The organism is Paenibacillus sp. NPDC057886 (genome assembly GCF_042796655.1).
GTDB lineage: Bacteria > Bacillota > Bacilli > Paenibacillales > Paenibacillaceae > Paenibacillus.
In genome coordinates, this window is the sequence record NZ_JBHVMZ010000002.1 from 135,043 (window position 1) to 161,321 (window position 26,279).

Annotated in this window: 23 protein-coding genes and 1 riboswitch; of the genes, 2 read left to right on the top strand and 21 right to left on the bottom strand. The window is 47.1% G+C overall.

Annotated elements, in window-relative coordinates:
- Positions 1 to 31: 31 nt before the first annotated feature.
- The 16 genes from ACFVQB_RS07800 to ACFVQB_RS07875 all read right to left on the bottom strand — a co-directional run bounded on the left by ACFVQB_RS07800 (position 32) and on the right by ACFVQB_RS07875 (position 17,150).
- Complete coding sequence (locus ACFVQB_RS07800; RefSeq protein ID WP_076287590.1) at positions 32 to 409, bottom strand: ATP synthase subunit I; 378 nt, start codon at positions 407 to 409, stop codon at positions 32 to 34.
- Positions 402 to 656, bottom strand: coding sequence for an AtpZ/AtpI family protein (locus tag ACFVQB_RS07805; protein WP_079350324.1), 255 nt, complete (start codon positions 654 to 656; stop codon positions 402 to 404). Before ACFVQB_RS07805 ends, ACFVQB_RS07800 begins: the two co-directional genes overlap by 8 nt.
- Positions 657 to 842: 186 nt before the next feature.
- The gene (wecB, locus tag ACFVQB_RS07810) at positions 843 to 2,000 is read right to left on the bottom strand and encodes a non-hydrolyzing UDP-N-acetylglucosamine 2-epimerase (RefSeq protein WP_379436646.1); all 1,158 of its coding nucleotides are present in this window, start codon (positions 1,998 to 2,000) and stop codon (positions 843 to 845) included.
- Between the two features lie 38 nt (positions 2,001 to 2,038).
- Positions 2,039 to 2,668: a uracil phosphoribosyltransferase gene (gene upp, locus ACFVQB_RS07815; RefSeq protein WP_053782842.1), complete on the bottom strand. Its 630-nt coding sequence runs from the start codon at positions 2,666 to 2,668 to the stop codon at positions 2,039 to 2,041.
- Between the two features lie 427 nt (positions 2,669 to 3,095).
- Positions 3,096 to 4,343, bottom strand: coding sequence for a serine hydroxymethyltransferase (locus ACFVQB_RS07820; RefSeq protein WP_379436651.1), 1,248 nt, complete (start codon positions 4,341 to 4,343; stop codon positions 3,096 to 3,098).
- Positions 4,344 to 4,576: 233 nt separating this feature from the next.
- Positions 4,577 to 5,170 carry a TIGR01440 family protein gene (locus ACFVQB_RS07825; protein ID WP_379436653.1) on the bottom strand — a complete coding sequence of 198 codons (594 nt, stop codon included), beginning with the start codon at positions 5,168 to 5,170 and terminating at the stop codon, positions 4,577 to 4,579.
- A gap of 139 nt (positions 5,171 to 5,309) precedes the next feature.
- A riboswitch (ZMP/ZTP riboswitch) is annotated at positions 5,310 to 5,391 on the bottom strand.
- A 115-nt stretch (positions 5,392 to 5,506) separates the two neighbouring features.
- Positions 5,507 to 6,079 carry a low molecular weight protein arginine phosphatase gene (locus ACFVQB_RS07830; RefSeq protein ID WP_376039231.1) on the bottom strand — a complete coding sequence of 191 codons (573 nt, stop codon included), beginning with the start codon at positions 6,077 to 6,079 and terminating at the stop codon, positions 5,507 to 5,509.
- A gap of 122 nt (positions 6,080 to 6,201) precedes the next feature.
- Complete coding sequence (locus tag ACFVQB_RS07835; protein WP_379436657.1) at positions 6,202 to 6,762, bottom strand: manganese efflux pump MntP; 561 nt, start codon at positions 6,760 to 6,762, stop codon at positions 6,202 to 6,204.
- Positions 6,763 to 6,939: 177 nt separating this feature from the next.
- Positions 6,940 to 8,049 (bottom strand): L-threonylcarbamoyladenylate synthase, encoded by a 1,110-nt coding sequence (locus tag ACFVQB_RS07840; protein WP_379438052.1) that lies wholly within the window; start codon positions 8,047 to 8,049, stop codon positions 6,940 to 6,942.
- Positions 8,050 to 8,365: 316 nt separating this feature from the next.
- Complete coding sequence (gene spoIIR, locus ACFVQB_RS07845) at positions 8,366 to 9,025, bottom strand: stage II sporulation protein R (protein ID WP_379436659.1); 660 nt, start codon at positions 9,023 to 9,025, stop codon at positions 8,366 to 8,368.
- A gap of 516 nt (positions 9,026 to 9,541) precedes the next feature.
- On the bottom strand, positions 9,542 to 10,762 hold the full coding sequence (locus ACFVQB_RS07850; RefSeq protein ID WP_379436662.1) for an FtsW/RodA/SpoVE family cell cycle protein: 1,221 nt from the start codon (positions 10,760 to 10,762) through the stop codon (positions 9,542 to 9,544).
- A gap of 327 nt (positions 10,763 to 11,089) precedes the next feature.
- Complete coding sequence (locus tag ACFVQB_RS07855; protein ID WP_379436665.1) at positions 11,090 to 12,310, bottom strand: FtsW/RodA/SpoVE family cell cycle protein; 1,221 nt, start codon at positions 12,308 to 12,310, stop codon at positions 11,090 to 11,092.
- Positions 12,311 to 12,395: 85 nt separating this feature from the next.
- The gene (gene prmC / locus ACFVQB_RS07860) at positions 12,396 to 13,280 is read right to left on the bottom strand and encodes a peptide chain release factor N(5)-glutamine methyltransferase (RefSeq protein WP_379438055.1); all 885 of its coding nucleotides are present in this window, start codon (positions 13,278 to 13,280) and stop codon (positions 12,396 to 12,398) included.
- Positions 13,281 to 13,304: 24 nt separating this feature from the next.
- On the bottom strand, positions 13,305 to 14,372 hold the full coding sequence (gene prfA / locus ACFVQB_RS07865) for a peptide chain release factor 1 (RefSeq protein WP_063566965.1): 1,068 nt from the start codon (positions 14,370 to 14,372) through the stop codon (positions 13,305 to 13,307).
- A gap of 1,014 nt (positions 14,373 to 15,386) precedes the next feature.
- On the bottom strand, positions 15,387 to 16,487 hold the full coding sequence (gene ychF / locus ACFVQB_RS07870; protein WP_062321666.1) for a redox-regulated ATPase YchF: 1,101 nt from the start codon (positions 16,485 to 16,487) through the stop codon (positions 15,387 to 15,389).
- Between the two features lie 192 nt (positions 16,488 to 16,679).
- On the bottom strand, positions 16,680 to 17,150 hold the full coding sequence (locus tag ACFVQB_RS07875; protein WP_379436669.1) for a GNAT family N-acetyltransferase: 471 nt from the start codon (positions 17,148 to 17,150) through the stop codon (positions 16,680 to 16,682).
- Positions 17,151 to 17,316: 166 nt separating this feature from the next.
- Here ACFVQB_RS07875 and ACFVQB_RS07880 point away from each other — a divergent pair, with 166 nt between their 5' ends.
- Positions 17,317 to 17,748 carry a hypothetical protein gene (locus tag ACFVQB_RS07880; protein ID WP_379436672.1) on the top strand — a complete coding sequence of 144 codons (432 nt, stop codon included), beginning with the start codon at positions 17,317 to 17,319 and terminating at the stop codon, positions 17,746 to 17,748.
- A gap of 157 nt (positions 17,749 to 17,905) precedes the next feature.
- On the opposite strand, the gene ACFVQB_RS07885 is transcribed toward ACFVQB_RS07880, so the two are convergent.
- The 5 genes from ACFVQB_RS07885 to ACFVQB_RS07905 form a co-directional block, all read right to left on the bottom strand.
- Positions 17,906 to 21,163: an S-layer homology domain-containing protein gene (locus ACFVQB_RS07885; protein ID WP_379436675.1), complete on the bottom strand. Its 3,258-nt coding sequence runs from the start codon at positions 21,161 to 21,163 to the stop codon at positions 17,906 to 17,908.
- Between the two features lie 451 nt (positions 21,164 to 21,614).
- On the bottom strand, positions 21,615 to 22,682 hold the full coding sequence (gene fni, locus ACFVQB_RS07890; protein ID WP_379436676.1) for a type 2 isopentenyl-diphosphate Delta-isomerase: 1,068 nt from the start codon (positions 22,680 to 22,682) through the stop codon (positions 21,615 to 21,617).
- Positions 22,683 to 23,127: 445 nt separating this feature from the next.
- Entirely contained in the window at positions 23,128 to 23,295 is a 168-nt protein-coding gene (locus ACFVQB_RS07895) for a hypothetical protein (protein ID WP_379436678.1), read from the bottom strand.
- A 4-nt stretch (positions 23,296 to 23,299) separates the two neighbouring features.
- A complete protein-coding gene (locus ACFVQB_RS07900) occupies positions 23,300 to 23,506 on the bottom strand; it encodes a hypothetical protein (RefSeq protein WP_379436680.1) in 207 nt (68 codons plus the stop codon).
- 280 nt (positions 23,507 to 23,786) lie between these two features.
- Complete coding sequence (locus ACFVQB_RS07905) at positions 23,787 to 24,467, bottom strand: MerR family transcriptional regulator (RefSeq protein WP_379436685.1); 681 nt, start codon at positions 24,465 to 24,467, stop codon at positions 23,787 to 23,789.
- Between the two features lie 263 nt (positions 24,468 to 24,730).
- Here ACFVQB_RS07905 and ACFVQB_RS07910 point away from each other — a divergent pair, with 263 nt between their 5' ends.
- A complete protein-coding gene (locus ACFVQB_RS07910) occupies positions 24,731 to 26,206 on the top strand; it encodes a phospholipase D family protein (RefSeq protein WP_379436688.1) in 1,476 nt (491 codons plus the stop codon).
- The last annotated feature ends 73 nt before the right edge of the window (positions 26,207 to 26,279 follow it).

The window sequence follows — 26,279 nt, forward strand, 5'->3', positions numbered from 1 at the left end:
TTTCTCGACTTGAAAGCTGCAGCACCTAACATCATTCTGCTCTGCGGGAATAGACGATCCCTATAATCAGTAAGGAAAATTGTGCAATGACCAGACCGCCTGCAACCGCATATGTATTGAAGTACTGCGGAAAGCGCATCGATATGAAGATACCGAGCACTGCGAGTGCCGCTCTTGTCAAAAATCCCAGGTTCACACGCTTCAAGTTACCTTCTGCCGCATCATCAGACATTTTCCTTACTTTGAAGCCCAGGTAAAATGCATTGATCCAGCTAATTCCTGTACCCAGGGCCAGTCCCAAAGCAATTGTCTCCACACGTGGCATAAAGGCCGCTGCGAGAAAACAAATCATAAGAAAGTACATGATGAAAACAGTCATCATTCTGCGGTATCTGGTTAGTTCACTCATCACTTTCCCCCATGAATTTTTTCGCGATAAAGTAGATGCTTACGCCGCCTGCTGCCAAAAAAAAGAGAACGCTTACGGCGATCCATATTCCGTTACCCCCGATGGTCTTGTCCAACCAGGAGCCAACGTAATATCCGGCAACAGCGAGAATGGCAATCTCGATTCCAAAAGCTGTCACGAGCCCCATTGCTTTCCACACATTATCATCATGGTTACGGGATGAATTTGGTTTGTTCGAATCGGCCATTTTCCACGCCACCCTTGCAATCCCAGTTAATTTTACTGAATGATGAGAGCCTTTGTCAATTGAATGATTTTAGCGTTTTAAAGGGGGAAACGACGGGATTACAGGCCATCAGAGCCCATAAACCCGCGTAAACCGTACAGTTTAACTGTATGCTGTACCCTTTAATAATCCGTCAGAAAAAATGAATTATTTTTTGAATTTTCTGTGAAATGATTCCGGACGTTCACTATTCACACCAAAATGATGCAAAATCGCATTGACAATTCTTTCCGAAGCATGTCCATCACCATAAGGATTGGCAGCCTGACTCATGCTTGCATACAGTGTTTCGTCTGTAAGCAGAGCTTTGGTCCGCTCATATACACGTTCCTCTTCGGTACCCACCAGCTCCAGTGTTCCAGCCTCAATTCCTTCCGGACGCTCCGTTGTATCCCGAAGAACGAGAACAGGCACACCAAACGAAGGCGCTTCTTCCTGCAAACCGCCTGAATCTGTCAAAATCAAGTGAGTATGCGGGTAAAAGTTATGCAAATCCACCACGTCTAGTGGATCAATAAGTTGAATACGGGGGTGATTCCCCAAAATCGCGTGAGCCGGCTCCTTCACAGCAGGACTTGGATGCACCGGATACACGATGGCAATATCCTCAAACTCGTCGGCAATCCGTTTGACGGCCTGGAAAATGTTACGGTGAGGCTCGCCTTGGGATTCACGGCGGTGAGCTGTCATCAGCACAAGACGCTTGCCCTGTGCCCAATCTAGTACCGGATGTGTGTAATCCTGCCGTACTGTATATTGAAACACATCTGTTACCGTGTTGCCTGTGACATACGTACTAGACTCCGATTTATTTTCTTTGGCAAGATTGGAAGACGACCAGTCCGTAGGCGCAAAATGCAAGTCAGCAAGCACTCCGGTTAACTGACGATTCATTTCTTCCGGGTATGGAGAGAGCTTGTTCCACGTGCGAAGACCTGCTTCCACATGACCCACCTGGATCTGCTGCAGGAACGCAGCATAGCTGGCTACAAACGTTGTCAGCGTATCACCGTGAACCAACACGATATCCGGCTTTGCTTCACGCAAAACAGGCTCCAGGCCTCCCAGCACACGAATCGTAATTTCATTCAACGTCTGGCGATCTTTCATCACATCCAGATCGTAGTCTGGATGAATATCGAATACTTCTAGAACCTGATCCAGCATCTGACGATGCTGTGCAGTAACGCATACGATCGATTCAATAGATTCGGGATGTTTCTGCAGTTCCAAAATAAGCGGAGCCATCTTGATGGCTTCCGGGCGCACCCCGAATATCGTCATGACTTTAATTTTCTTGGACATTGAAGCAAAGCCCCTTTTCTATTCAGCATGCAATATGCTTATTTAGTGCCGTACAGACGGTCTCCTGCATCTCCCAGTCCGGGAACGATATAGCCGTGATCATCCAGACGATCGTCCAGTGCAGCAACGTAGATGTCTACATCCGGATGTGCATCCTGAACAGCTTTTACTCCTTCAGGAGCTGCAACCAGGTTCATCATTTTAATTTGCGTGCAGCCGCGTTTTTTGAGCACGTCAATAGCAGCAATGGCAGAACCGCCAGTTGCCAGCATCGGGTCGATGACAATCAACTGACGCTCTGTAACGTCCGTAGGCAGCTTGGTGTAGTACTCAACAGGTTGCAGGGTTTCCGGGTCACGGAACAAACCTACATGTCCAACTTTTGCCGCCGGCAGCAATTTAACAACACCATCCAGCATCCCAAGGCCCGCACGCAAAATCGGAACCAGCCCAAGCATACGTCCAGAAATTACTTTTCCTTGTGTTTCAGCTACTGGTGTCTGCACATCAATAGTCTCCAGCTCAACATCTCTTGTAATCTCATAAGCCATCAGTGTAGCCACTTCATCCACCAATTCACGAAAATCTTTCGTATTCGTACGCATGTCACGTATAAACGTCAGTTTGTGTTGAATCAAAGGGTGATCACATATTACTAATTTTCCCATCTAATTTGTCCCTCCGGTATGTTCTTCATGTTCAGCATTACCAAATATGCCTAATCATCATTCATAGGCCCGATAAATCCTGTATATTATATCATCACCTACTCCGAATTACACCATCAAAGGGCACTTAATCATTACAGAAAACCGAATCCTATAAAAATAGGACCGGAAAAATGAGTCTTCCGGTCCTTTTTGCTCTCGCTGTTATGTAAGTTGAGTTGATGAAATACATGTAAACACAATGATGCTCCGCAAACAGAATGATCTTCCGATCGCTGTTATCCCCTGATTTCTTTGATTCATTTATTGAATTGGTTGAAATAAGGGGATAAAGGCGAGCGCTTCGCTTCTTCAGGTTCTTTCAGTTTGCTCCGTCTGAGTATTTACATAAGAACATCTCAAATACAAACACCAAGAGCAATCTTTTTTAGTATTTAAGATCTGTGTACAGTGGGAATTGATCGGTAAGCGCCGTTACTTCAGCACGGGCTTCGTCCAATTTAGCTGTATCTTTAGGGTTTTTCAATGTTTTGGCAATAATCTTACCAATAGCCACCATAGCTTCTTCGTTCATACCACGGGAAGTAGCTGCAGGTGTACCGATACGGATACCGCTCGTTACAAACGGGCTAGTTGGGTCAAACGGAATTGCATTTTTGTTCACGGTAATGCCGATGGAATCAAGTACATGCTCGGCTTCCTTACCTGTGATATTCACGCTGCGTGTGTCGATCAGCATCAAGTGGTTGTCTGTACCGCCGGATACGATGTTCAATCCTTCAACAATCAGCGTTTCAGCCAATACTTGTGCATTTTTCACCACGTTTTGTGCATACGTTTTGAACGAAGGTTGCAGTGCTTCACCGAATGCTACTGCTTTGGAAGCAATGACGTGCATCAGAGGTCCACCTTGGGAACCCGGGAATACCGCTTTATCAATCGCTGCTGCCCAAGCTTTGCGGCACAGAATCATACCACCACGAGGTCCACGCAGCGTTTTGTGAGTTGTTGTCGTTACGAAATGCGCATGTGGAACCGGGCTTGGATGCAAGCCTGCAGCTACCAGTCCTGCAATGTGAGCCATATCCACCATGAACAAAGCACCTACATCATTAGCAATGGAAGCAAGCTTTTCAAAATCAATGATACGCGGATATGCACTTGCACCTGCAACGATCATACGAGGACGATGTTTAAATGCCGCTTTGCGCACTTCATCATAATCAATCAGGAATGTATCTTCTTGTACACCGTAAGCCACGAAATTGTACAGCAATCCGGAAGCATTAACCGGGCTACCATGTGTGAGGTGTCCGCCATGCGCAAGGTTCATACCAAGCACAGTATCACCTGGTTTCAGAGCCGCAAGGTATACTGCCATATTCGCTTGTGCACCGGAGTGAGGCTGAACATTCACATGTTCTGCTCCAAACAATTCTTTGGCACGATCACGCGCGATATCTTCTACGATATCAACATGCTCACAACCACCGTAGTAACGTTTGCCTGGATATCCTTCAGCGTACTTGTTAGTAAGTACAGATCCCATTGCCTCAATAACCGCTTCGCTTACGATGTTCTCGGATGCGATCAGCTCAATGTTGTTTTGTTGACGTTTCAGTTCAAGATTCATCGCTTCCAGTACTGCCGGGTCATTCTTGCGCAATTGTTCCATGATTAAATTCCTCCCAGGTATAAGTGAAGTTATAAAGCGAAACTACAGTGGTTACACTCCTGACTTCGATTGCATCACCATCTTCCGATCGCTGTTATCCCTGGATTTTTCTGAACTCCCTTATAATAAGGGGAAAATCCAGGGATAAAGGCGAACGCTTTGCTTCTTCAGATTGGTGTTGCACTCTCCGTTTTCGTGTAAAGTCTAATTTGGCTTTATACAGGTTGAAGATATCAGTCACAAAATGTTGAATCTGGTTGTTCTTCCATACGATACACTGCACGCTCGCCGCCAATCAACTTCGGACGGGTCAATGCTGTAGTTACACGGGCATCACCGATGTAGCGGAGTGCTGTTCGGAAAGGTACTGCCACATGCCGCAAGTGCATGCCAATCATCGTCTCCCCAATATCCAGTCCCGCATGGGCCTGCACATGTTCAGCCAGGCATGGATCAGTCAGCGAGCGATACGCTGCGGATGCCATGGAACCACCTGCTTTGGGCACGGGTACTGCACCAACTTCAGTCAATCCAAGACGTGTAAGCAGTGAACGCTCCATAACCAGTGCACGGTTCAGGTGCTCACAGCATTGGAATGCAACATCAAAACCGGACTCCTGCTGCACCTCGCGTATACCCGCAAGAAGCTGCTGCGCCACTTCAACCGCACCGCTTGTACCAATCCGTTTGCCTGCGACTTCACTTGTACTTGTCCCGATCACAACGATCTGTCCAGGTCCAAGCTGTCCGGCAAGCGCCAGTTCACGCAGAATGGATGCGGTCTGTTCATGCAATCCGGGTTGTTCCGAATCTAACTCAATAGTCATCCTATCGCCTCCCGATAAAATCATGCCCGGCTTCCTCTTGGCTGCCCGTGGTATTCTTGCATGGCATTTCAGGTACTATTATAGCGAATAATCAGATGAAAGACGAAAAAAAGAGCAGTCTGCGGGTAACGCAGAATTGCTCTTTTGCCCAGGCGACCGGCCGTTTGTTCCGGTGCTCCATTGTGGTTGTGCCCACTTCGTCGCCAGTTACACCGGATCCCTGTTTTCCCCTTCATCATAAAACAACCTGCGTTTAAAATCAACGGGTAATTTACATCCCGTGTCCGTTTTTATATGGAAATCCAACGGCAGCTGCGAATGATAAAACGAATTAAATTAATCCAACTTGTCCAAAAGTCTGTCGAGCGCGGTCCGAATCTCTGCCGCAGCTATGTTGTAATCGTCACGACTGCCGCCAAACGGGTCCGAAATATCAAAGCTCGGAATGCGTTGTCTGATCTCGATCGCCCGCTCACGTTCAGATGCCAAAATTTCCTGACCTAGCGCACGTTTCATCTCCAATGTGGCAAACAGGCTGTCCAGCTCCTGAAGATCATTCAGGACTTGCTCGTCATTTTCCACATACTCTTTCAAGGTATACGTCTTGTGTACCGAGTCAGGAAAAACCTGCATGACATGTTGTTTATGACTGCGTGTCAACGTGAGAATCAGATCGGCCCAACCGACCAGGTTTGAGCTAAGGAGCGTCGAATGAGGTGGTCCCTCAACGTTGTGATCCCTTAGTACGGCCTCCGCATGACGGGAAATCGGCATGCCCGTAGTTGCGGCTACACCCGCGGAACGAACATCCACCTGAATGCCCCGCTCAGACGCCAGTTTACGTAAAAGTCCCTCTGCCATGGGGCTGCGACATGTATTCCCTGTACATACAAACAAAATATGTTTCATTATGGTTAGCCTCCCCATTTTGCAAATGTTGTCGAATCATGTTTGAAGCTCCATCTGATCAATGAACCTCATAACTATATATTGAAGACTGCACCAGGCTGTAATCATGGTTACGTTGTTTTTTAAAATATAAACAAAAGTCCAAAGGCGAGCAAGATCGCTCCGCCGGCCGCTTCCCCGTAATCCCCCATGTTCTGGCTCACACGTCGTCCCAACAGCAGACCCATGACGGACATCAATCCACCGCATACGCCAAAAGCCAGCACCGTTAATACCAAATCACTGCTGAACATGCCGAGAGAGACTCCAACGGAAAATGAATCCACACTGACACTCAGTGAGAACAGAGTCACACCGAGCAGAGATCGATGATCCACCAGTTTGGTGTCTCCCTCCCGGAAAGCGTTCAATATCATATGGGCGCCGAGCAGGACCAGCAAACCCCCAGCTGCATACGTCGTAATGTCACCAAGCAGGGAACTGACGTACTTGCCTGTATACATGCCGATGAGCGGCATGATGATGTGTAACAGGGCCGTTACGGTACTGATTCGCAATACGTCTCTCAGACGAATACCCTTCATGCCAATCCCGATTCCAAGTGAGAACGCGTCGAGTCCGAGAGCGACGGCCATAATCAAAATGGTTACCAACTGCCCTACATGGGCAGACACATCCCACATCCCCATACCCCCAAGTCACGTAAAGGTTCTTGTACACCATATGCGGACAAGATCATAAACATGACCTGAGAAGACTTTTTGCAATCTTGGTATTCAAAGTGTAAGAGAATTGCTGGTCTTGGCTTAAGGGCGGGTGTCAGAGGAAACTTTTTATGGCAATATTATGGAAAAAGGGAGCTATCGGTTACCGACCTGAATGAGTCGGTGACCTGCCGCCTTGAGCAGCCGGTTCATGACGGCTGCTCCCAGTCCTTCGCGTGAGCAGGCTTCAGCCACAATATATGTGGCGCCTTGCTCATCGCAGCTGCGCAGCGCGGCGTACAGCCGACGCGCTGCTTCTTCCAGCTCGCTGGCTTCGCCCAGCGAGAACACGGCATCGGCGCGGTACTGCTCCGCGTGCTCGGCGAACGCCAGCACCGCGGTGCGCTCCCCGCGCTGCGCCGCCTCTGCGAGGGCGGCGCTGATCCAGGCCGCCACCGCTGCGGGCGGCCCCTCCACCACGCATAGCGCACCTGCGGGCGCGTAGTGCGTGTACTTCATGCCCGGCGAGCGCGGCGCCGGGCTGTCATCGCCACCGGGCCCCTCGGCGAGCAGCGCCGGGTCCGTGGCGACACGGGCGGCTACGGCGGACAGTTGTTCCGCCGTAATCCCGCCAGGGCGCAGGATGGTGACGGTACCGTCGTCACCGACCTGCACCACCGTGGACTCGACGCCCACCCCGGTGGGGCCGCCGTCCACGATGCCGCCGATGCGGCCTGCGAGATCCTCGCGCACATGTGCGGCGAGTGTCGGGCTTGGCCGCCCGGAGCGGTTGGCGCTCGGCGCGGCGACCGGGCATTCCGCCGCCGCGATCAACTGCAAGGCCACCGGATGGTCCGGCATCCGCACGGCCACCGTGTCCAACCCGGCGGTAACCCGCGGGGACACCGCCCCTGGCCTAACCGGCAGCACAAGCGTAAGCGGCCCCGGCCAGAAGGCCGTCATCAGCGCCTCCGCTGTGCCATTCACTTCCGTGACCAGTGAATCCAACTGGTCACGCTGGGCAATATGCACGATCAGCGGATTGTCTGAAGGCCGCCCCTTGGCTGCAAATACAGCTTCAACCGCTGCTGTACTGCGAGCATCAGCACCCAGACCATATACCGTCTCTGTCGGGAATGCCACGGTCTGCCCTTGACGAAGACAGGCTGCGGCATCCTGCAAGTCAGCGAGGGCCTGTTTATACGTACTCCCTTTGGCCACGTCTTCCGTGTTCTCATTGGTTAGCAGTACATGGACATCCCACATGCTCGTAACCATTTCCTCTGTACTTTCATCGTTCTCCATGCCTTTCATGGAAGACTGATGCAATTGCTCGTTCTCTCTTGTCATATATCCATCATTCCTAAACTTCAGTAGGGTAGTTAATGCAAGACATCCTGCTTCCGCGATGCCTTATTCACTTATGTTTTCTGATTCCTATAATTATAACATATCTGCTCTACCCAAGAATGCAGTCTGATTCTCCCCAGCGATTAACATCATTGACTCAAATCCATAATAAGACAAAAGGGCACTTCCCTGAATCGAAGTCCCCCTGATAAAGCTTATATCCAGCAGCATGTTATGCAAACAATCCCGTCACCCAATCCCACAATTGGACCGCCATATCCCACAGGAAGAAACGCGCTTCCGGCGTAGCTGCCTGCACAGATGCTTGTGCATCCCCAGGCTCCGCAGCTGCTGCTGATGCTGTTGCAGGCTTCGCCAGTGCATCACCTGTTCCTGCATCTATGAAGCATAATGGTGGAAACAACACACACCACCAGTTTTGTCCATCACCTTTTCCCAGTGTTATCCGCACTGCTTCGTAATCTCCAGCCGGATATACGGTACCCCCATATAATTTGGTTGGAAACGGAACAACCCCGAGTTCCACCTGATACGAATAGGTTAAGCCACGATTGGCAAGCTCTTCTCCTACACGATCCTCGATTTCAGATAAATGCTGACGAATGACCCCGCGCGCTTCTTCCAGACTTTGCGGATTCTCCAGTTCGGTTACCCACTCATCCATTTGGGCAACGACCGCGTCACGAATCTCGCGTTTGACCAACTGATCTCCCGCTGCATCCGAGTTTGCGAGAATACGCAAGCGAATGGATTGTTCCGGAATCGCTGTGGGCGCCACAGCTGCATCCGTTTTCTGACCTTCCCACATCATAATGATCATCATAAGACATACAATAATAAGTCCAATTTGTTTCACGATTCTTCTGCTCATTCCGTTCTCCCCCTCGGCTCCCGTGATCATGATCCCAGTAACTCTCTCATGTCTATCAGTATGCCCGGAAGAGATGGAAGTAAACCTGCTAGATTACAAATCTACTAAAAATTTTAATAGGAGGGTTCGACTTAAAACGAAAGGTCTGTTAGCTCGCTCATGAATGACGAAAATCAAAGAAGCGCCTGCCTATGGAACGCTTGTCGGCTGGCACTTCCTTGAAAAATCTAAAATTCTAGCCTACCCTTGATGCTCCAATTTGGCTTGCTGCATGGATGCCCTTGTTTCTCGGTTACTTATTCACCCGGATAGCTTCCCAAGCCCCGCCAACCGAATTGCGGCTCGCTACAAGCTTACCGCCATTATTCAGATCACAGGTCACCACATACAGATTTATTCGCGAGTGAAAGACCGAAATAGCATACAAATTACATACTGCTCCATAACACACTCCGCCTTCCTCTCAACGGGAAGATGGATGTCCATAGCAGAGTTGAATCATACCAAAGTTCAAGATTACGCTGTTGTCTTTTCTTTTTTGACCATACTCCATAAGCGTTCCAGCAAGTTAGGTCGTTGTTCTCCCATAAGAAGCTCGTCCTCGTCTTCCTGACCATACAATTTAATGCTCATCACCAGCCCGATACATGCCATATTAATGAGCAACGAGGTGCCTCCATAGCTGATAAATGGCAGCGTAATCCCCGTAAGCGGCATCAGTCCAAGGAAAGCACCAATATTTTCAAACACCTGATATAACAGCATGCCGATAATACCTACAATCACGACAGGTCCCGCCCGGTCTCTACAGTGTAAAGCGATTAACACCATACGATGAATGAGGATAAAATACAGTAAGAGCAGAACAGATCCACCCACAAAACCAAACTCCTCGGCAATGACCACAAAAATGGAATCCGAATAGGTATACGGTACACGCCCCGATTGGACAGATGTTCCCTGCATGTAACCTTTGCCTGTTATGCCCCCCAAGCCTATGGCAAGACCCGCATTTTTCGTATGCCAGGAAGCCTTCGACGTTGCTTTATCCGGTACAAGCCAGGGATCAATTCGCTCGGCCCAATGCTCCCGGTTCGCCTTTTCCAGAAAGGTGAAAATCTCATCGTGATACGACGTATACGCTTTGACGAATCCAAAAAAGGTTACTCCCACAATAGCAAGAGCAATTAGTGCATGAGACAGCTTGATATTCCCTATCCATAACACAGCGACCAGAATCACGATGTATCCGAGGGCGTTTCCCAGGTCATTTTGAGCCATCACGAGCGCAAAGGGAACGAACGTCCATAACCCGATGGGCACAACATCTTTCCAGAAACGAAGCGTAGAATTTTTTCTTTTGACCAATACATGCGCCAGAAACAGAATCAAGATCATTTTGAACAATTCTGCCGGTTGAAAAGAAAGATTCTCACTAATCTTGATCCAGCCATTCGCATTATTGATCGTGCCACCTACAAAGTTGACAAGAATCAGCAGGACGATCCCAATCCCGTAAATATAAAACGCATATTGGATATACAGTTTATAATTGACTAATCCAATACCGATGACGGCTACGAATCCAATCCCGTAAAACAACAAGGTTTTGATATGATGATTCCCAAGTTTCGGATCGGACTGAATCGCACTGTACACCGTAAATACACTCATGACCATAAGCAGCAACAACACAAACAGAATAACCCCGTCCATCTTCTTCAGCATTCTCAGCATGTTCCCACGTATCCCCCTGAGGCTCAATACCCAATAATTATTTCCATTAGTCTTTAATATTACCATTGTATATAATTGGAAGACAAATTGGAAATCTTGTAACCACCCGTATTGAATATACATATCACCCAGTAGCCTATCGGGACGTGAGGACCGTCTTTCGCAGCCTTCAGAAACTTAGTCCGATCCCTGAACTCACTTCAGGGATCATTCCATTTGAAAAGACGAAAAACCCTGAAACCCACAGATCTATCTTGCTCTGATCTGTCGATTTCAGGGTTACATTTTTAATAACACTTTGGCAAAGAGTCTATCCTTGAATAAAGACTATTGCTCCTGCTGCGACGGTTTGCGTCTGAATAGCTTCATGACAATATCCGTAATGCCCGGCTGTTCCGCCGAACCTAGAATATCCTCGTTCTCTTCTGTATGCACCTTGATGCTCATCACAAGCCCCATGCTGAGCATGTTGAGGACAAGCGAGGTCCCCCCGAAACTGATAAACGGCAGTGTAATCCCTGTCAGCGGCATCAGACCAATAAACGGACCAATATTGACAAAGATCTGGTAGAGCAGCATCGCTATAATACCGACAATCAGATAGGGCCCTGCCCTGTCCTTACATTCCAGTGCAATCAGCACCAGCCTGTGAATTAAGATAAAGTAGAGCAGCAGCAGCACCGATGCTCCAACAAAACCAAATTCTTCACCAATCTGCACAAAGATCGAGTCCGCGTAGGCCAGCGGCACCCGATTCGACTGAATCGTGGTACCTTCCATGTATCCTTTACCGCTAATACCTCCAGAGCCTATAGCCAACTTGGCATTGTAGGTCTGCCAGAGCACATCCCTTGACGTCTGATCCGGCACGAGCCAAGGATCGAAACGATCTGCCCAGTGTGAGCGACCGATGTCCTTCAAAAACTTCACGACTTCATCATGGTAATGAATATAGGCCTGTGTCCCAGCGATCAAAGCCGCCACCGCTATGACAAAGCCGATCAGGGCATGCGTGAATTTGATATTGCCTATCCAGAGCAGCCCCACAAGGATAACGACATAACTCAGCGCATTCCCCAAGTCATTTTGAAGCAATACGAGCAACAACGGGGGAAGCACACAGAGTGAGATCGGGATGACATCTCGTCCAAAAAACAACGGCCTGTTTTTCTTCCTCGCCAGAAGCGCTGACAGGAAGACAATCAGACATAGTTTGAACAACTCGGCAGGCTGCAAGCTCAGTCCAAATATGGATAGCCATCCTTGAGCACCATAATACTCCTGTCCGATAAACATGACCAGAACTAGCAGAATCATGCCTACGGCATAAATATACAGATAATTTTTAATGATCACTTTGTAGTTAATCATGGACATTCCGAAAAAAACAACGAAACCTATAATATAAAAAATTACAGCTCTTTTGGGGAAGGCTTCCCATTTCGGTCTGCCGAAGGTGGTACTATAGATCGACAAAATACTGATGACCATCAGAATGAGCAATATAAAAACAATCGAATAGTCTATTTTTTTGAATTTATGCAGCATGTAGTTATGTTCCTCCAAGCATTCAGCAATCTTCGGTATATCTCATTGTAGAGGATTTCACGGCAAAAAGAAAACCCGCGGAACCTTACATTTTCGTCACCTGTTCCGAAGTGCGAACACCCAGTACATGCCTTTCAATGCCTGCAAGGTCCGGCACGATGATAATTTCCGGCCAATGTCCGGCCAATTCAAGCAGAGATGCGATGTCGCGAGCCTGTCCCTGCCCCAGCTCAAAACCGATGACCTGTGGCGGTGCAGGCAGCAGCGCAAGCTGCTCCAGCATGATGCGGTACGGCCCGAGCCCATCCGGGCCGCCGTCCAGTGCTGTGCGCGGCTCATGATCGCGCACCTCGGGCTGCAACCCGGCGATATCTGCCGCCGGGATGTAAGGCGGGTTGGACACCAGGATGTCCACCCGTGCCCCGGCGAACGGGGCCAGCAGATCGCCTTCACGGAAGTCGATCTGTACCCCGTTCGCGGCCGCGTTGCGCGCGGCCACTTGCAGGGCAGCCGCCGAGATATCTCCGGCGCCTACCTGCCAGTGCGGGCGCTGCGAAGCCATCGTCACTGCGATGGCGCCGCTGCCCGTGCCAATGTCGACGGCAAGCGGAGCGCCGCCGGGAAACACGCGGTCGGCTTCGCGCAGCACAGCCTCGACCAGCAGCTCGGTCTCCGGCCGCGGGATCAGCACGGCCGGCGTGACCTCGAACGGCAGCCCATAGAATTCCTGGCTGCCGATAATGTACTGCACTGGCTCACCCGCAGCCTTGCGCGTGACGGCGTCTTCCCAGCGGCTGCGAAGCTCGCTGGGAAAGGGTTCCGGCTGCATCATATAGTACGCGGCCCCTTCGCGGCCGAGTACATGTTCCAGCAGCAGCCGGGCATTGTTGTGCGGCTCGTACACGCCACACTTTTCCAAAAAAGAGGAAGCCTCCACGAAGGCTTCCCGACAGCTCTGTTCCGGCGTCATGACAAACTGCGCGCGGGTCACAGATTATTCTCCTCTATCCATCATATCCGTCTGCTCGGCAATCGTCAGTGCAGACACGATATCAGCAATCTCACCATTCATGATTTGATCCAGCTTGTGCATCGTCAATCCGATACGGTGATCCGTAACACGGCTTTGTGGGAAATTATAGGTACGAATCCGCTCACTGCGGTCGCCTGTACCTACTTTGCTCTTCCGTTCACTCGAAATTTTAGCTTCTTCTTCCTGACGCATCATATCGAAGATACGTGTACGCAAAACTTGCAATGCTTTTTCCTTATTCGAGTTCTGGGATTTACCATCCTGACACGTCGCCACAATTCCCGTTGGAACGTGAGTTACCCGTACAGCCGATTTCGTGGTATTAACCGATTGTCCACCGGCACCACTGGAACAGAACGTGTCTACACGGATATCTTTATCATGTATTTCAATATCGAAATCTTCGGCTTCAGGCATAACCGCTACTGTGGAAGTAGAGGTATGAATACGACCGCCGGATTCCGTGGTCGGAATACGTTGCACACGGTGTGCGCCACTTTCGTATTTCATCTTGCTGTACGCTCCGCGTCCATTGATGAGGAAAACAACCTCTTTGAATCCGCCCAGATCATTTGTGTTGACATCCATCAGTTCCACGCGCCAGCCTTGTGTATCGGCATAACGTGTGTACATCCGGTAGAGATCAGCTGCAAACAGCGCTGCTTCATCTCCACCAGCAGCTCCACGAATTTCAACGATGACGTTTTTATCATCATTCGGGTCTTTTGGCAGCATGAGAACACGAATCAGATCGTCCAGTTCCTTCTGACGAGTGCTCAGTTCATCAATTTCCATTTTGACCATTTCACGCATCTCGTCGTCCAGCTTCTCGCCCTGCATTTCTTTGGCAGCTTCGAGATCCTGACTTACCTGTTTGTACTCATTGTACGCTTCATAGGTAGGCTGCAGATCCGATTGTTCTTTGGAATATTCCCGCAGCTTCTTGTTGTCACTTGCTACATCCGGGTCACACAGCAGCTCGCTGAGTTTCTCGTAACGGTCGGCTAACGCCTGTAATTTATCAAACATATATAGTCACCTCACGCGTTATTTTCGTTCCAGCATTTCAACATCCATTCGATTCCGATAGGCATTCATTTCATGCATCATCAGACCATTTATATTTCACAAGGCACGGAGTTCTCAGAAATCCCTGACCGTAACATTCACTTTATGATCGACGTATAACATCGCTACAACGTCATCAAATCCTTTACTTTTAAGTTATATAAAAGAAATCGCGTACCCGGTATCAAACCCGCTACAACTCATTAAGCCGAGCGTGAAATTTAACATAGGTATACGACTCTTAATTATAGCACATTCTTATGATTCTGAATAGTAACTATTCCGCTGTCGGATGAACTAATTTTTCCACTGCGAATGCGAAAATGAAATTGTTTTTCGATGTTGTTCCGGAATGTTCCTACTGTGGTATAATAAAAGTATAGCAAGTGTAAAATAAACAAAAGCCACGATGCTGGACACATCGTGACTTCTCTAACAAAGGCCGGTGGGCGACCACGGCGAATTTCAATCAAACCGATGAAAAACCACCGGATTGCTAGGCTCCCAACCTAATCCCGGTGGTTTTTCTTGTTCCGCGCTGCTTTCCACGCACTGCATAAGGCTATTAACCCCACTGCAATACTAACTAGCTTATCGCTAATTTCTAGGAAATGCTGCACTACTGCAAGAAATGACACGGCGTCACCCCCTTTCGGGTAACTTCACCATGTCGATAATCCCACCGGTTACTTTGTCTTCTCTATTATACCATAATAAGCCTATTTTAAGTTCTAATTCAGGTGTTGATTTTGATTTTGAAAACAAGAATCAGTTTCTCATGGAAGACTGCTTTTTCGTAGCATACCCGGCTACAGAACTCCCAAGTCAAAGACCCCACAATCTCCATGAGAAGATCGCAGGGTCATCGCTATTGATTCTGCATTTTAAACCATTGGATATGAATTCCCCACTCCTGCGAGCAGAGGACTCTTACACGTTTGGACACATGATACCATTATATAGGTCTAGAACGAATTAAACATTGAAGCGGAAGTGCATAACATCGCCGTCGTTGACAACATACTCTTTACCTTCAAGACGAAGTTGTCCGCGTTCTTTCGCACCGTTCATGGAACCGGCAGCAACCAGATCGTCGTAGGAAACAACCTCTGCCCGGATGAATCCGCGCTCGAAGTCGGTGTGAATGACACCCGCTGCGCCAGGTGCTTTTGTACCCTTACGGATCGTCCAAGCACGAACTTCCTGTACGCCTGCTGTGAAGTACGTGTACAGACCCAGCAATTTGTACGCAGCTTTGATCAACAGGTTCAGACCGGAATCCTCAATGCCGAGTTCCTCCAGGAACATTTGTTTATCTTCGCCTTCAAGCTCCGAGATCTCTTCTTCCACTTTCGCACTGATCGGCACCACTTCTGCATTTTCAGCAGCTGCGAATTCTCTTACTTTTTGCACATAGGCATTGTTTGCCACATCGCCGATTTCGTCCTCAGCTACATTGGCTGCGTACAGAACAGGCTTCAGCGTAAGCAAGTGCAGATCGCGCACGATCAGACGCTCTTCGTCCGTAAGCTCCATGCTGCGTGCTGGCTTGTCTTCGTACAGAACAGCCTTCACTTTCTCCAGTACTTCCACTTCCTGAGCAGCTGACTTGTTGCCGCCCTTCATGTTTTTCTTGGAACGATCGATTTTTTTCTCAACACTCTCGATGTCGGCCAGGATCAGCTCCAGATTGATCGTCTGGATGTCGCTTACCGGGTCAATTTTTCCATCGACGTGTGTAATGTTCTCGTCTACAAAGCAACGTACTACGTGTACAATCGCGTCTACTTCACGAATGTGGGCAAGGAACTTGTTACCAAGACCTTCGCCTTTGCTCGCACCACGAACAAGACCAGCGATATCTACAAATTCAAACGCCGTTGGTACCGTTTTTTTCGGTACAACGAGTTCTGTCAATTTGTCCAAACGCTCGTCCGGTACTTCAACGATTCCCACGTTAGGGTCGATGGTACAGAATGGATAGTTTGCCGATTCGGCACCAGCTTGTGTAATTGCGTTAAACAGTGTGGATTTACCAACGTTAGGCAGGCCCACGATTCCAGCTTTCAAAGCCATGTATATGACAACTCCTCATTGATTACTTGTTCGGTATGGATAATCCTATACATTATATATGACAAACCCCAAGGCATCAAGGAACTTCGCCAATTCGACCAGAGCACCATCCGCTTCCCGAAATCCCCGGTTACAGCGGATGATTCGTTTTGCGTAGATCATACGTTTGGCTTAGATTATCCGTTTTTAGGTTTACCCTTTGATTTCCTTGTACATCGTCAGATCGGTTACCTCATACCCCATCTTGCGATACAGGCTGCTTGCCCGCACATTATGTCCAAACACATGCAGACCAATGCGATCCACGCCAAGACTCAAGGCTTCCCTTTCAAGTGCCTCCATCGTCTCTGTACCATAACCCTTGCCCCGATAGGCTTCTTCGACCACAATATCTAGCAAAAAAGCGTCTTTGCCACGGCGGTTATCCGTAACGTTAAACCAGATATAACCCACATTCCCGTCAACGGCATGTACCAAATTATAGAGGTAAGCACCCGGTGTATTCAGCCCTTCAGGCAAATATTTATCGTAGGATGCCTCCGCAAGTCCCTGCGCCTCTTCCGCAGCCCAAGTACCCGCCTCCACTTTCTCTTCTGCAAAATCTTTAATCGAGCGAATACGGAAATTTGCATATTCTTCTTGATTCATTGGGATCAGTTCCATTGGTTTCCCTCCTAGTTCGAGTGTTCTATGTATGATCTCTTTGCACTCAATATTATTGTATCTTGTTATACCATAGTCTGCATGATGCAATTCAAGCCAAATCCTATACAACTTTTGGTTACCTCACTCTGTTTATACCTATATGAAAGAAAGGAGCAGATTACTTATGAATACGCGTCGTCCCTTTTCAAAAAGGAAAATAATTATCTTATCTACAGTAATTCTCTTCATTGGTTTAGTTGTTTCTATGGGTTACCAGGCGCTGGAACCCTTTAGACATTTAAGGATCACGATTCACAATCAGTCCGATTATGATCTTTCAAATATCACAGCACGCCTGAGCAGCGGCATTGAATCGTTCAATACAAACAAAGAGGGTACAATATATACCTTAAAGAAAGGTGTACCCAGCGGTGAACAAGTGAAGTTCGCTCCACAGCTGCGACTCTCCGGTGAAGGATCTATCTATCTGGAGTTTACGGACAGCCGTGGTGAAACCTATAACAAGACGGTATGTGGCTATACCGAATACTTGTCTGGCAACTCCTATGTGACTGTAACCAACGAAAAGATAACCGTGAAACAGGAATGTATGTAATGCTACTTAAAAATTTTTCACTATAAATAAAGAAATGCATTCTCCGATATCGGAGAATGCATGGATTATACACTATTTTCTGCAATTTCTACCATATCTACCACAATTGAAATTGATCATTATGTGTGGGAGTATGAAATGGTGAATATCCTGAACTTCATTTCTTGCTAAGCAACAGGTTATATATTATCAATGCTGCTTCCTGCCGGGTTAAATGTTCTTTTGGCATAAACTTTCGATCAGGATATCCCTTCATAATAGCTTCCTGAGCTACAAGATTAATACTATTTCTAGCCCAATTAGAAATCATTTGATTATCCTCATACCATGTGAATGATGATAATACATAACCTTGTTTCTTCATCACATTCTCAATCATGCTTGATGCTTGTTCTCTTGTAACGTACGCATTCGGTCTAAGCGTACCATCATTGAATCCCTTAATTATCCCCTGCTCCAGTACAGGAGCTATCTCTGAATAATACCAAGCACTAGAGAACACATCTGTAAACTCATTCTGAAAAGGAACAATAGAGTTATATCCAAAAGCACGCTTTATAAAGATTGCAAATTCCGCCCTCGTTACTTTTTCGCTTCCACCAAACGAACCGTCCGAATAACCTTTGACAATTCCTTTCTGTGCCAAGTAGATAATAGCTTCCTTCGCATAGCTCTTTTCTATATCTCTAAAAGTAACACTTGCTGGATTTTTCACTTCTCCATTAGACCCCACGACTTGGGTATCAATTGTAATGCTGTCATTCCCGATTCCCGTATTTATACCGGGATTTGGGATATTATTTACATTTTGATAACCAGGATCAGGATAATTATATCCATATACCGTCGCACCACTTCCATCTGCGGGAGTTGTCACTGCAACCGTTTGCTTCCCAATGACTTCTTCTGATCCATCGGGTCTCACGCGTACAGCAATGACATTATACTCATAATATTTATTTCGTTCGACGCCCACTTCATTAAACTGCAACTTACCGTTCACAGCAGTCACCATACCCTCATCACGTGTTTCTCCAGTGGCAGTATTCAAATACGTCTTACGGTAAACACCATTTCCTAGAGGCACGTATTTGGTTTGTGGATTACGTTCAACATAATGAACTGCTCCTTCAATGGGTTGATACTCAAATGCAATCGTTGCATTTGACGCATTCATTGGAGCCACATTCATCGGTTGGGGGATTCCTGCCGTTTGTACTTCAATTGTACTAGATTCAATTTTTCCATATTTGTTGCTCGCTACAACCCGATACGTATATGTTCTTCCTGGCTGGAGCGTGTACGCAATCATGGTATTTGAATGACCTGACCATACTTTGTTCACTTGATCCTGGTAGATCTCATACTGGGTTGCGCCCTCTACCAGATTCCATTGCAGGTCCACTCTATTATCGTACACTCGATTGACTCTGATGTTAATGTGACCTTTCGGTGCCACGTCCTCAGTCACCTTAGGGATCTTCACACTTTTAACTGCGGGTGGACCTTCGTTGTCTCCATCCTGGCCAATCACTTTATAGATGTACGTTGTGTCAGGTGTCACATTTACATCCTCGTATGAGGTTGACTTGGTCACCGCCAATGGCTGATCATTACGAGTAATCACATACTCTACGGCATAGTCTGCCTTGCTCCACGTAAGTCTAACTTTGCTGGAATCCAGTGCTTCAGCTCGGAAATCCGGTGGATATGGTATATAATTTTTAATTCCGATTGTAAACTTCGTTTCTTCACTGTAAACATCGCCTTTGCGAGCTACTAATGTATACTTTGTGATCGAATTGAAATTCACACCTTCATGCAGATATTCTAAAAGTGGACCCTCATATAGAATTTCTGAACCACGTTTGAGAATATATTGTTCAGCACCTTCCACTGCATGCCACTGCAACCTAATCGCATTTTTACCCACAGCACTTGACTGGGAGTATCTAGGGCTATCAAGTTTTGTGATTACAGGTTCCCCATCAGCTAGCGTAGGAATAACGTAAGGATCTTCAGGGGTTCCCTGTCCTTTAAATTCAATATTATTTTTTAACATGGCTTTATATCTGAAGTTTTGTAACGTCCCTGCATCAACAGGGGTCATGTGATTATTTGGAAATGTATTTGAATCGGACGCATTCTCTGTAAAAACAAATCCCTTATTCCCGGATTTTCCTAATGCACTTTCATATGTACTGGGATTAACCAAAGCAAGGCTAGGAATCATCCGATTAGGTTCCTTAGGGCCGCTCAGAACAATCCCTGTATACTTTTCCAAATCTTCCTTGGTAACAAGCCCCACAGGAGATGAATAACCATAACTATACTCACCATTATCAAATGCATTCACTGTCCACCATTTCGTATAAAAAGGGGACTGTTTATCACCATTTATTCTACTTAAATCATAGCCAACACTATCTATGAACTTAGAATATGTATCCACTCTCCACGTTGCAGCCTCACCCTGTATATCGATATATTTTGATACTGTATCTTGGGAGATTAATGTTTGATCATCAACAAGGTACCATTTACCGAATTGCTTGAGATCAACGATTGATCCAAATTCCGCCTTCATATCTCCTAATGTATAAGCATCTGGAGCTGGAGTTGTGATAATAAACTCTAATGAACTAATCTGAGACGGATCTACAATACTCGTCCAAGCTAATCGGATTACATTTTTCTCTCCTGGTTTCAGACCACTAATATGAGCATTTGAACTCACTTGGCTTGTCAATTTTGTACTTTTAACATCATTGACGTACACTTCTGCCTGAGCAATTCCCTCTAGTTTGTAGAACAAACTGATTGTATTGGCGTTCACAAGTCCCCAGTTTACATAAGTGAAGCCACCATCAACACTATCTAATTTACCTGAACGTTTCCCCGTAAAATCGATTCTTCCGGCATCATCATATATTGGTGCAGGCTCCTTCAATCTAACAAAGAGTATTTCTGGTTCTCCGTAGTTCGTTCCGTCATAGCCAAAAACCATAATTCTGTATGTTATTTCAGGTAACGCCCTCGTTATCGTGTATGTTGTTTGATTATTGACCTGTGCGGTATCACGATTGACATTAACAACATATTGGGTTGCACCAGGAATTTCATCCCAAGATACCTTTATGGAGTTATCCGTTGTGGTTACCGTTATGTTAGGTTTCGGCAAATATGACGTAGTAATAGTGTCACTTATTGTTTCAATTGATGTAGACGTACTAGTGGTGTTGGTATTATACAAGTCTATAAAGTTATCATTCGACTTGGAAGTCACAGTAATTACTCTATCTGTACGGGGCTCATAATTCGCATGAGCTACTTCTGTCCCTCCTCCCCAAAACAGCATATTACCCAACACTAGATTAATAACCAACACTAAAATTAACAAACTCTTAGATTTCATATATGTATCACCTCTTAGAATTGTATATCATGCCTCATACTGTTTTATGTAGATCGTCTACTCTTCCAATTTAGATAATTTCTCATGAATATTAGCTACTTTTAGTTCCACATTTCTAATCTATATTTCTAATCTATAATCTCCAAATAACTCATCCTCTCCTCATAATAAACTGAGTCTTTAAACCTAATAATCTATTCCAAAACACTCCTTAGGACTCATTAATCATAATGTGTAATGTATTAACAAACAATAAAAAATTTTACTCTGAATTAAATCTTCATCTTATTTAACGATATAAAAAAAAGCATATCGGTTATTATCGCCGACATGCTAAACACAAGTGATAGGTTATAGCTTTATACTATATTTATTTGAAGGCATATCAACCTCGTCATATTCTCAAGTTAGAATTTAACTCTAGAATAGGTTCAGGGGTTAAACCCCCGGCCTAACGCCGTTCTACCAGACGTGTCGTCTGCTTCAAATCCTCAATCCGACCTGCGCCAATGCCAAACATCACGGTACGCAGCTCGAATTCAACCTGTTCCAACCGCTGATCCAATGCTTCTTCCGAAGCTACAGCGGATTCAAGTAATGATCGGCCGAAGCCAGCGAGATCCGCACCAAGCGCAAGGGCTTTGGCCGCATCCACGCCTGTGTACAATCCACCGCTGCCAATCAGAACACCTTCCGGGTTCAGCGCTCTCACTTCCTGAATACACTCCGCTGTCGGAATGCCCCAGTCGGCAAAAGCTTCTGCTGCCGCACGACGTACCGGATTTGAATTCCGAAACTTCTCTACTTGCACCCAGCTGGTGCCACCTGCTCCGGCTACATCGATAAAAGCCACACCTGCTTCGTACAATCGCTGTGCCGTTACTCCATCGATGCCAAAGCCCACTTCTTTCACGCCAACAGGCACATCCAACTGACGACACAAATCTTGGATCCGATGAAGTAATCCGCTAAAATCCGTATTGCCTTCAGGCTGGAAAATCTCCTGCAAACTGTTCAAATGCAGCACCAGCATATCTGCGCCAGCAATCTCAACCGCCCGCTGGAAATCAGCAGTGTTGAAGCCGTAATTCAGCTGCACCGCACCGAGGTTCGCGATGACCGGAATGTCCGGTGCCCAGCGACGCACATCGAAGGTCGCTGCCAGTTCCGGCTGTTCCACGGCAGCCCGGATGGAGCCCACACCGAGCGCCCAGCCTCTGGCGTTCGCCACACGGGCAAGCCGTTCATTGATGGCGCCCGTTGTTTTGCTTCCGCCTGTCATCGAACTGATGAGCAGGGGTGTCCGCACATTTTTGCCCATGAAAAAAGTGTCCAGAATTACATCGTCAAAATTCAGTTCAGGTAACGGGTTATGACGAAAAGCATACCGCTCCATTCCGCTGGTTACCCCTTCTCCTGCCACATTCTCTTCAAGACAGAGGCGCACATGCTCCAGCTTCCGTTCCCCCGTAGCCACCTCGGGAAGCAGCCGTTTGCCGGCTCGCTCTTGTTCATTCATGATGAGACCTCCTTATGTGAGAATAGTGCTGATGGACAGGATAATTGCCAGTTTCGGCTATGTTCCGTTCAGGATTTTGCCCAATGCAGCAGAGAGATTCTCGGAAATATTAATTCTGATTATGTATCGTACAAACGGTATGATTTGGATCTATATTATAAACGATATTCACATACAACGCGTCAACTCTACCAGTATAACGTTCCGGCCCAGCTATGGAAAGGGTGCCCCGAAACCCAATCATATGTTGAATTTCGAGGTTCAACTTATATTGCTATTCAGAATATTTGGAGGTTGGATCAGTCATTCTGTTATACGAATTGCTTCTATAACTTAGAGAACAATTTCCGATGCAAGCTGCCCGGATAACGTCACAATGGGTGTCCCGCCGCCCGGATGCGTCGTTCCGCCCACGTACCACAGTCCTTGTATATCCTTGCTTTTGTTACCGGGACGCATGGTTGGAGGAGATGCCGTAGATCGACCCTTGATGGGCGAGTGTATCCCGTTCTATATGCTGTGGAGTGTACCGGATCAACACATCTGACTGCTTCAATCCCGTAACGCCCCGCTCGGCCAGCTTTTCCAACGCCAACTCACCGTATTGATCCATCTGTTCATCCCAATTCCATGAGTCCAACAAAACTTGGAGGCAGGAAAAACTGATGCGTCGTTGCATCATCCCAAGTTTTGTCTACGCCTGCATAGATCAACACACATCCCGATGAGGGACGATATGGCTTTCGTTTGCGTGAACCTTCAAGCGTTTGACCAAGCAAACCCGACAGGTGGGGGAAATCGCCATTGTAGATAACTGCATCCACACTTTCTGCCCCTGCAGCGGTTTCTATACCTTCACATACACCATTTTTAATAATTCAGTCCCATCCCTGGCGATTCAGCAGCAACGCTGAAGTTAACCCACCAATACCTGCACCTACAATAGCTGCCCGCTTCATGAATGGCCTCCCGCTGGTCAAATTCCCTGATAAGATATTTTAGAATACAAAAAAACACCCTCCGCACTCTTGCGTCAAAGGATGTCCTGTATACCCAAACCTATACATTCTATTTAAAATACATTTTCAAAAAGACACGAATCAGTTATCTTCGCCCAGGCGATTGTTCAACAAAATACTCACGTTCCATCCACGATTGCCAATTCGCTGAATTTTTGGGCATAATCCACTGCGGATAACGTGCACTCTCTGCACGCTCATACCCCTTGTCCCCAAGTACAAAGCGCATATCAGGGAACTCGTCCAAAATTCGCCCTATGAGTTGATCACACCGTTCAAGCAGTTCTGAACTGGTAACCGAAAGACAAACCAACCGGATGTTCTGCTCCCGGATAATTGGGTATATTCCTTCTTCGGGTGTGTCGGCTCCGAGATAGAGCACTTCAGCACCATTTTTACGCATAAACAGGGAGAACAACAATAATCCCACCTGATGATGCTCCCCTTCAGGGCACAAGGCCAGAACTTTGGGCAGATGCGGATAGATCGGGAACAGATGGAAAAACTGATAAAAGCGCTGTGAGATCAATTGAGTCATAAAATGCTCTTGAGCATGCGTACCGCTTCCGAAATATTTGTCTGGTGCTGCTACCTGCTCTTTTAACCAGCGCAGATCTGCAACATTCTCTTCTGTGTACAAGCGATAACCCGATTCCGTCCGCTCAGGGGTGACCGCGCTGTACCGATTCTCCCAAGCCCGGAGCGTTACCGTCGGAATACCCAGCATGGCAGCGACTTGTTTGATGGAATATACCTTATTACCCACTTTCTTTCCTGAAATAGCCAGACTTTCGCAGGTTAAACAAACCCTTATCCCGTCCTTGTCAGGTATATGAAAAATCCGAACATTCCACAAAAATAATACACTCATTATACACAACGGTCATATCCATGTCGATTGAGTCGATTGAATCGATTGAATTGGTTTTGCTTTGCCCGACTCCATTAAATAATCCGTCAGTCACTCTGCGTCAATGTTGTCATCCGGGTGGTAATAGAAGTCAGCACGCACAGAAAGGGGAGTTACTGTTGTTTTCTTATCGCCGCCAGACATCAGACCGCAAGTCTTCACGCGGCAAATTTCCATACATACGAACAGGTCTAGGATTACTGGTGTTATGGCTCATCGCCGTCATGCTCTACCAGACCTATAAGCCGTTACCACCCGGCATTGCCTATGAAAGTCCTGAATACCGAGTGGATCAGGTGCAGTTTCTGAATGATCTGACCTACCCCTCCGCTGACGGACAGATGAAGCATGCACAGCAGATCTTCCAGCACATGCTTCAGGTTATCGAGGATGCGGAGCAGTTTGTCGTCGTTGATATGTTTTTGTTCAATAACTACCAGCACAAAGGTCAGCAATTCCCACCCATCAGCACAGAGTTTACGGAAGCACTGATTGCCAAAAAGCTTCAGAAGCCGAATATGGACATGTGGTTCATTACGGATGAAGTGAACACCAACTACAACTCTGCACCCAACCCGTTACTGGAGCAGTTGAAACAAGCCGGAATTCACGTGGTCATCACAGATGTGGGCCCTTTACGCGACTCCACCCCTGTCTACTCCGCTGTATGGCGTACCTTCTTCCAGTGGTTTGGACAATCCGGGAATGGATGGATTCCGAACCTGATGGCAACCGACGGACCGGATGTCACCGTGCGTTCATACCTCAAGTTGCTTAATGCGAAGGCCAATCATCGCAAAGTGGTGGTCAGCGAGAAAACGGCTATTGTCTCCTCAGGCAATATTCATGACGCCAGTGCCTATCATTCGAACATTGCTTTTGAAATAACCGGACCGATTATCGGAGATATCCTTGAGTCGGAACAGGCTGTGCTGAATTTCTCAGGCGGGGGAAGGCTCCCTTCCTACACGGCTCCTTCCACAGATCCGAATAAGGGGAATATGCGAATTCGCTACCTGACCGAGGGCAAAGTAAATGACGCGGTGCTCCATGAGATTAATCAATCGGCAAAAGGTGATACCATATGGATGGGCATGTTCTACATCGCTTCACCCAAAGTATTGGACGCCCTGCTCGAAGCATCGAAACGGGGTACCGAAATACGGCTTGTACTCGACCCGAACGAAAATGCTTTTGGTCAGGAGAAAACCGGCATTCCCAATCGACCTGTAGCTACTGAGTTACATGATAAATCGGATAGTAAAATCCAAATTCGCTGGTATAACACAACCAAGGAGCAATATCACACCAAGATGATGTACATTGCCAAAGCCGCCGGGGATCATATCGTCCTTGGAGGATCAACCAATTTCACCCCCAGAAACATGAATGATTATAATTTGGAAAATGACCTCTGGGTTGCGGCCCCACCAGACAATTCATTTACTCAGGATGTGGCGAATTATTTTGACCGTATATGGAATAATGAAGATGCCGAATTCACCCTGAACCTGGATGAATTTCAGGAGAAGACCACATTTTTGAAAGAAATCGTATATAAGCTGCAGCTGATTTTGGGTTTAACGACCTTCTAAGTGAAAATGAAATTCCAAACACAAACCCGCCTGTACACTATCGTGCAGGCGTTTTTTGTGCCTTGACAGCGAA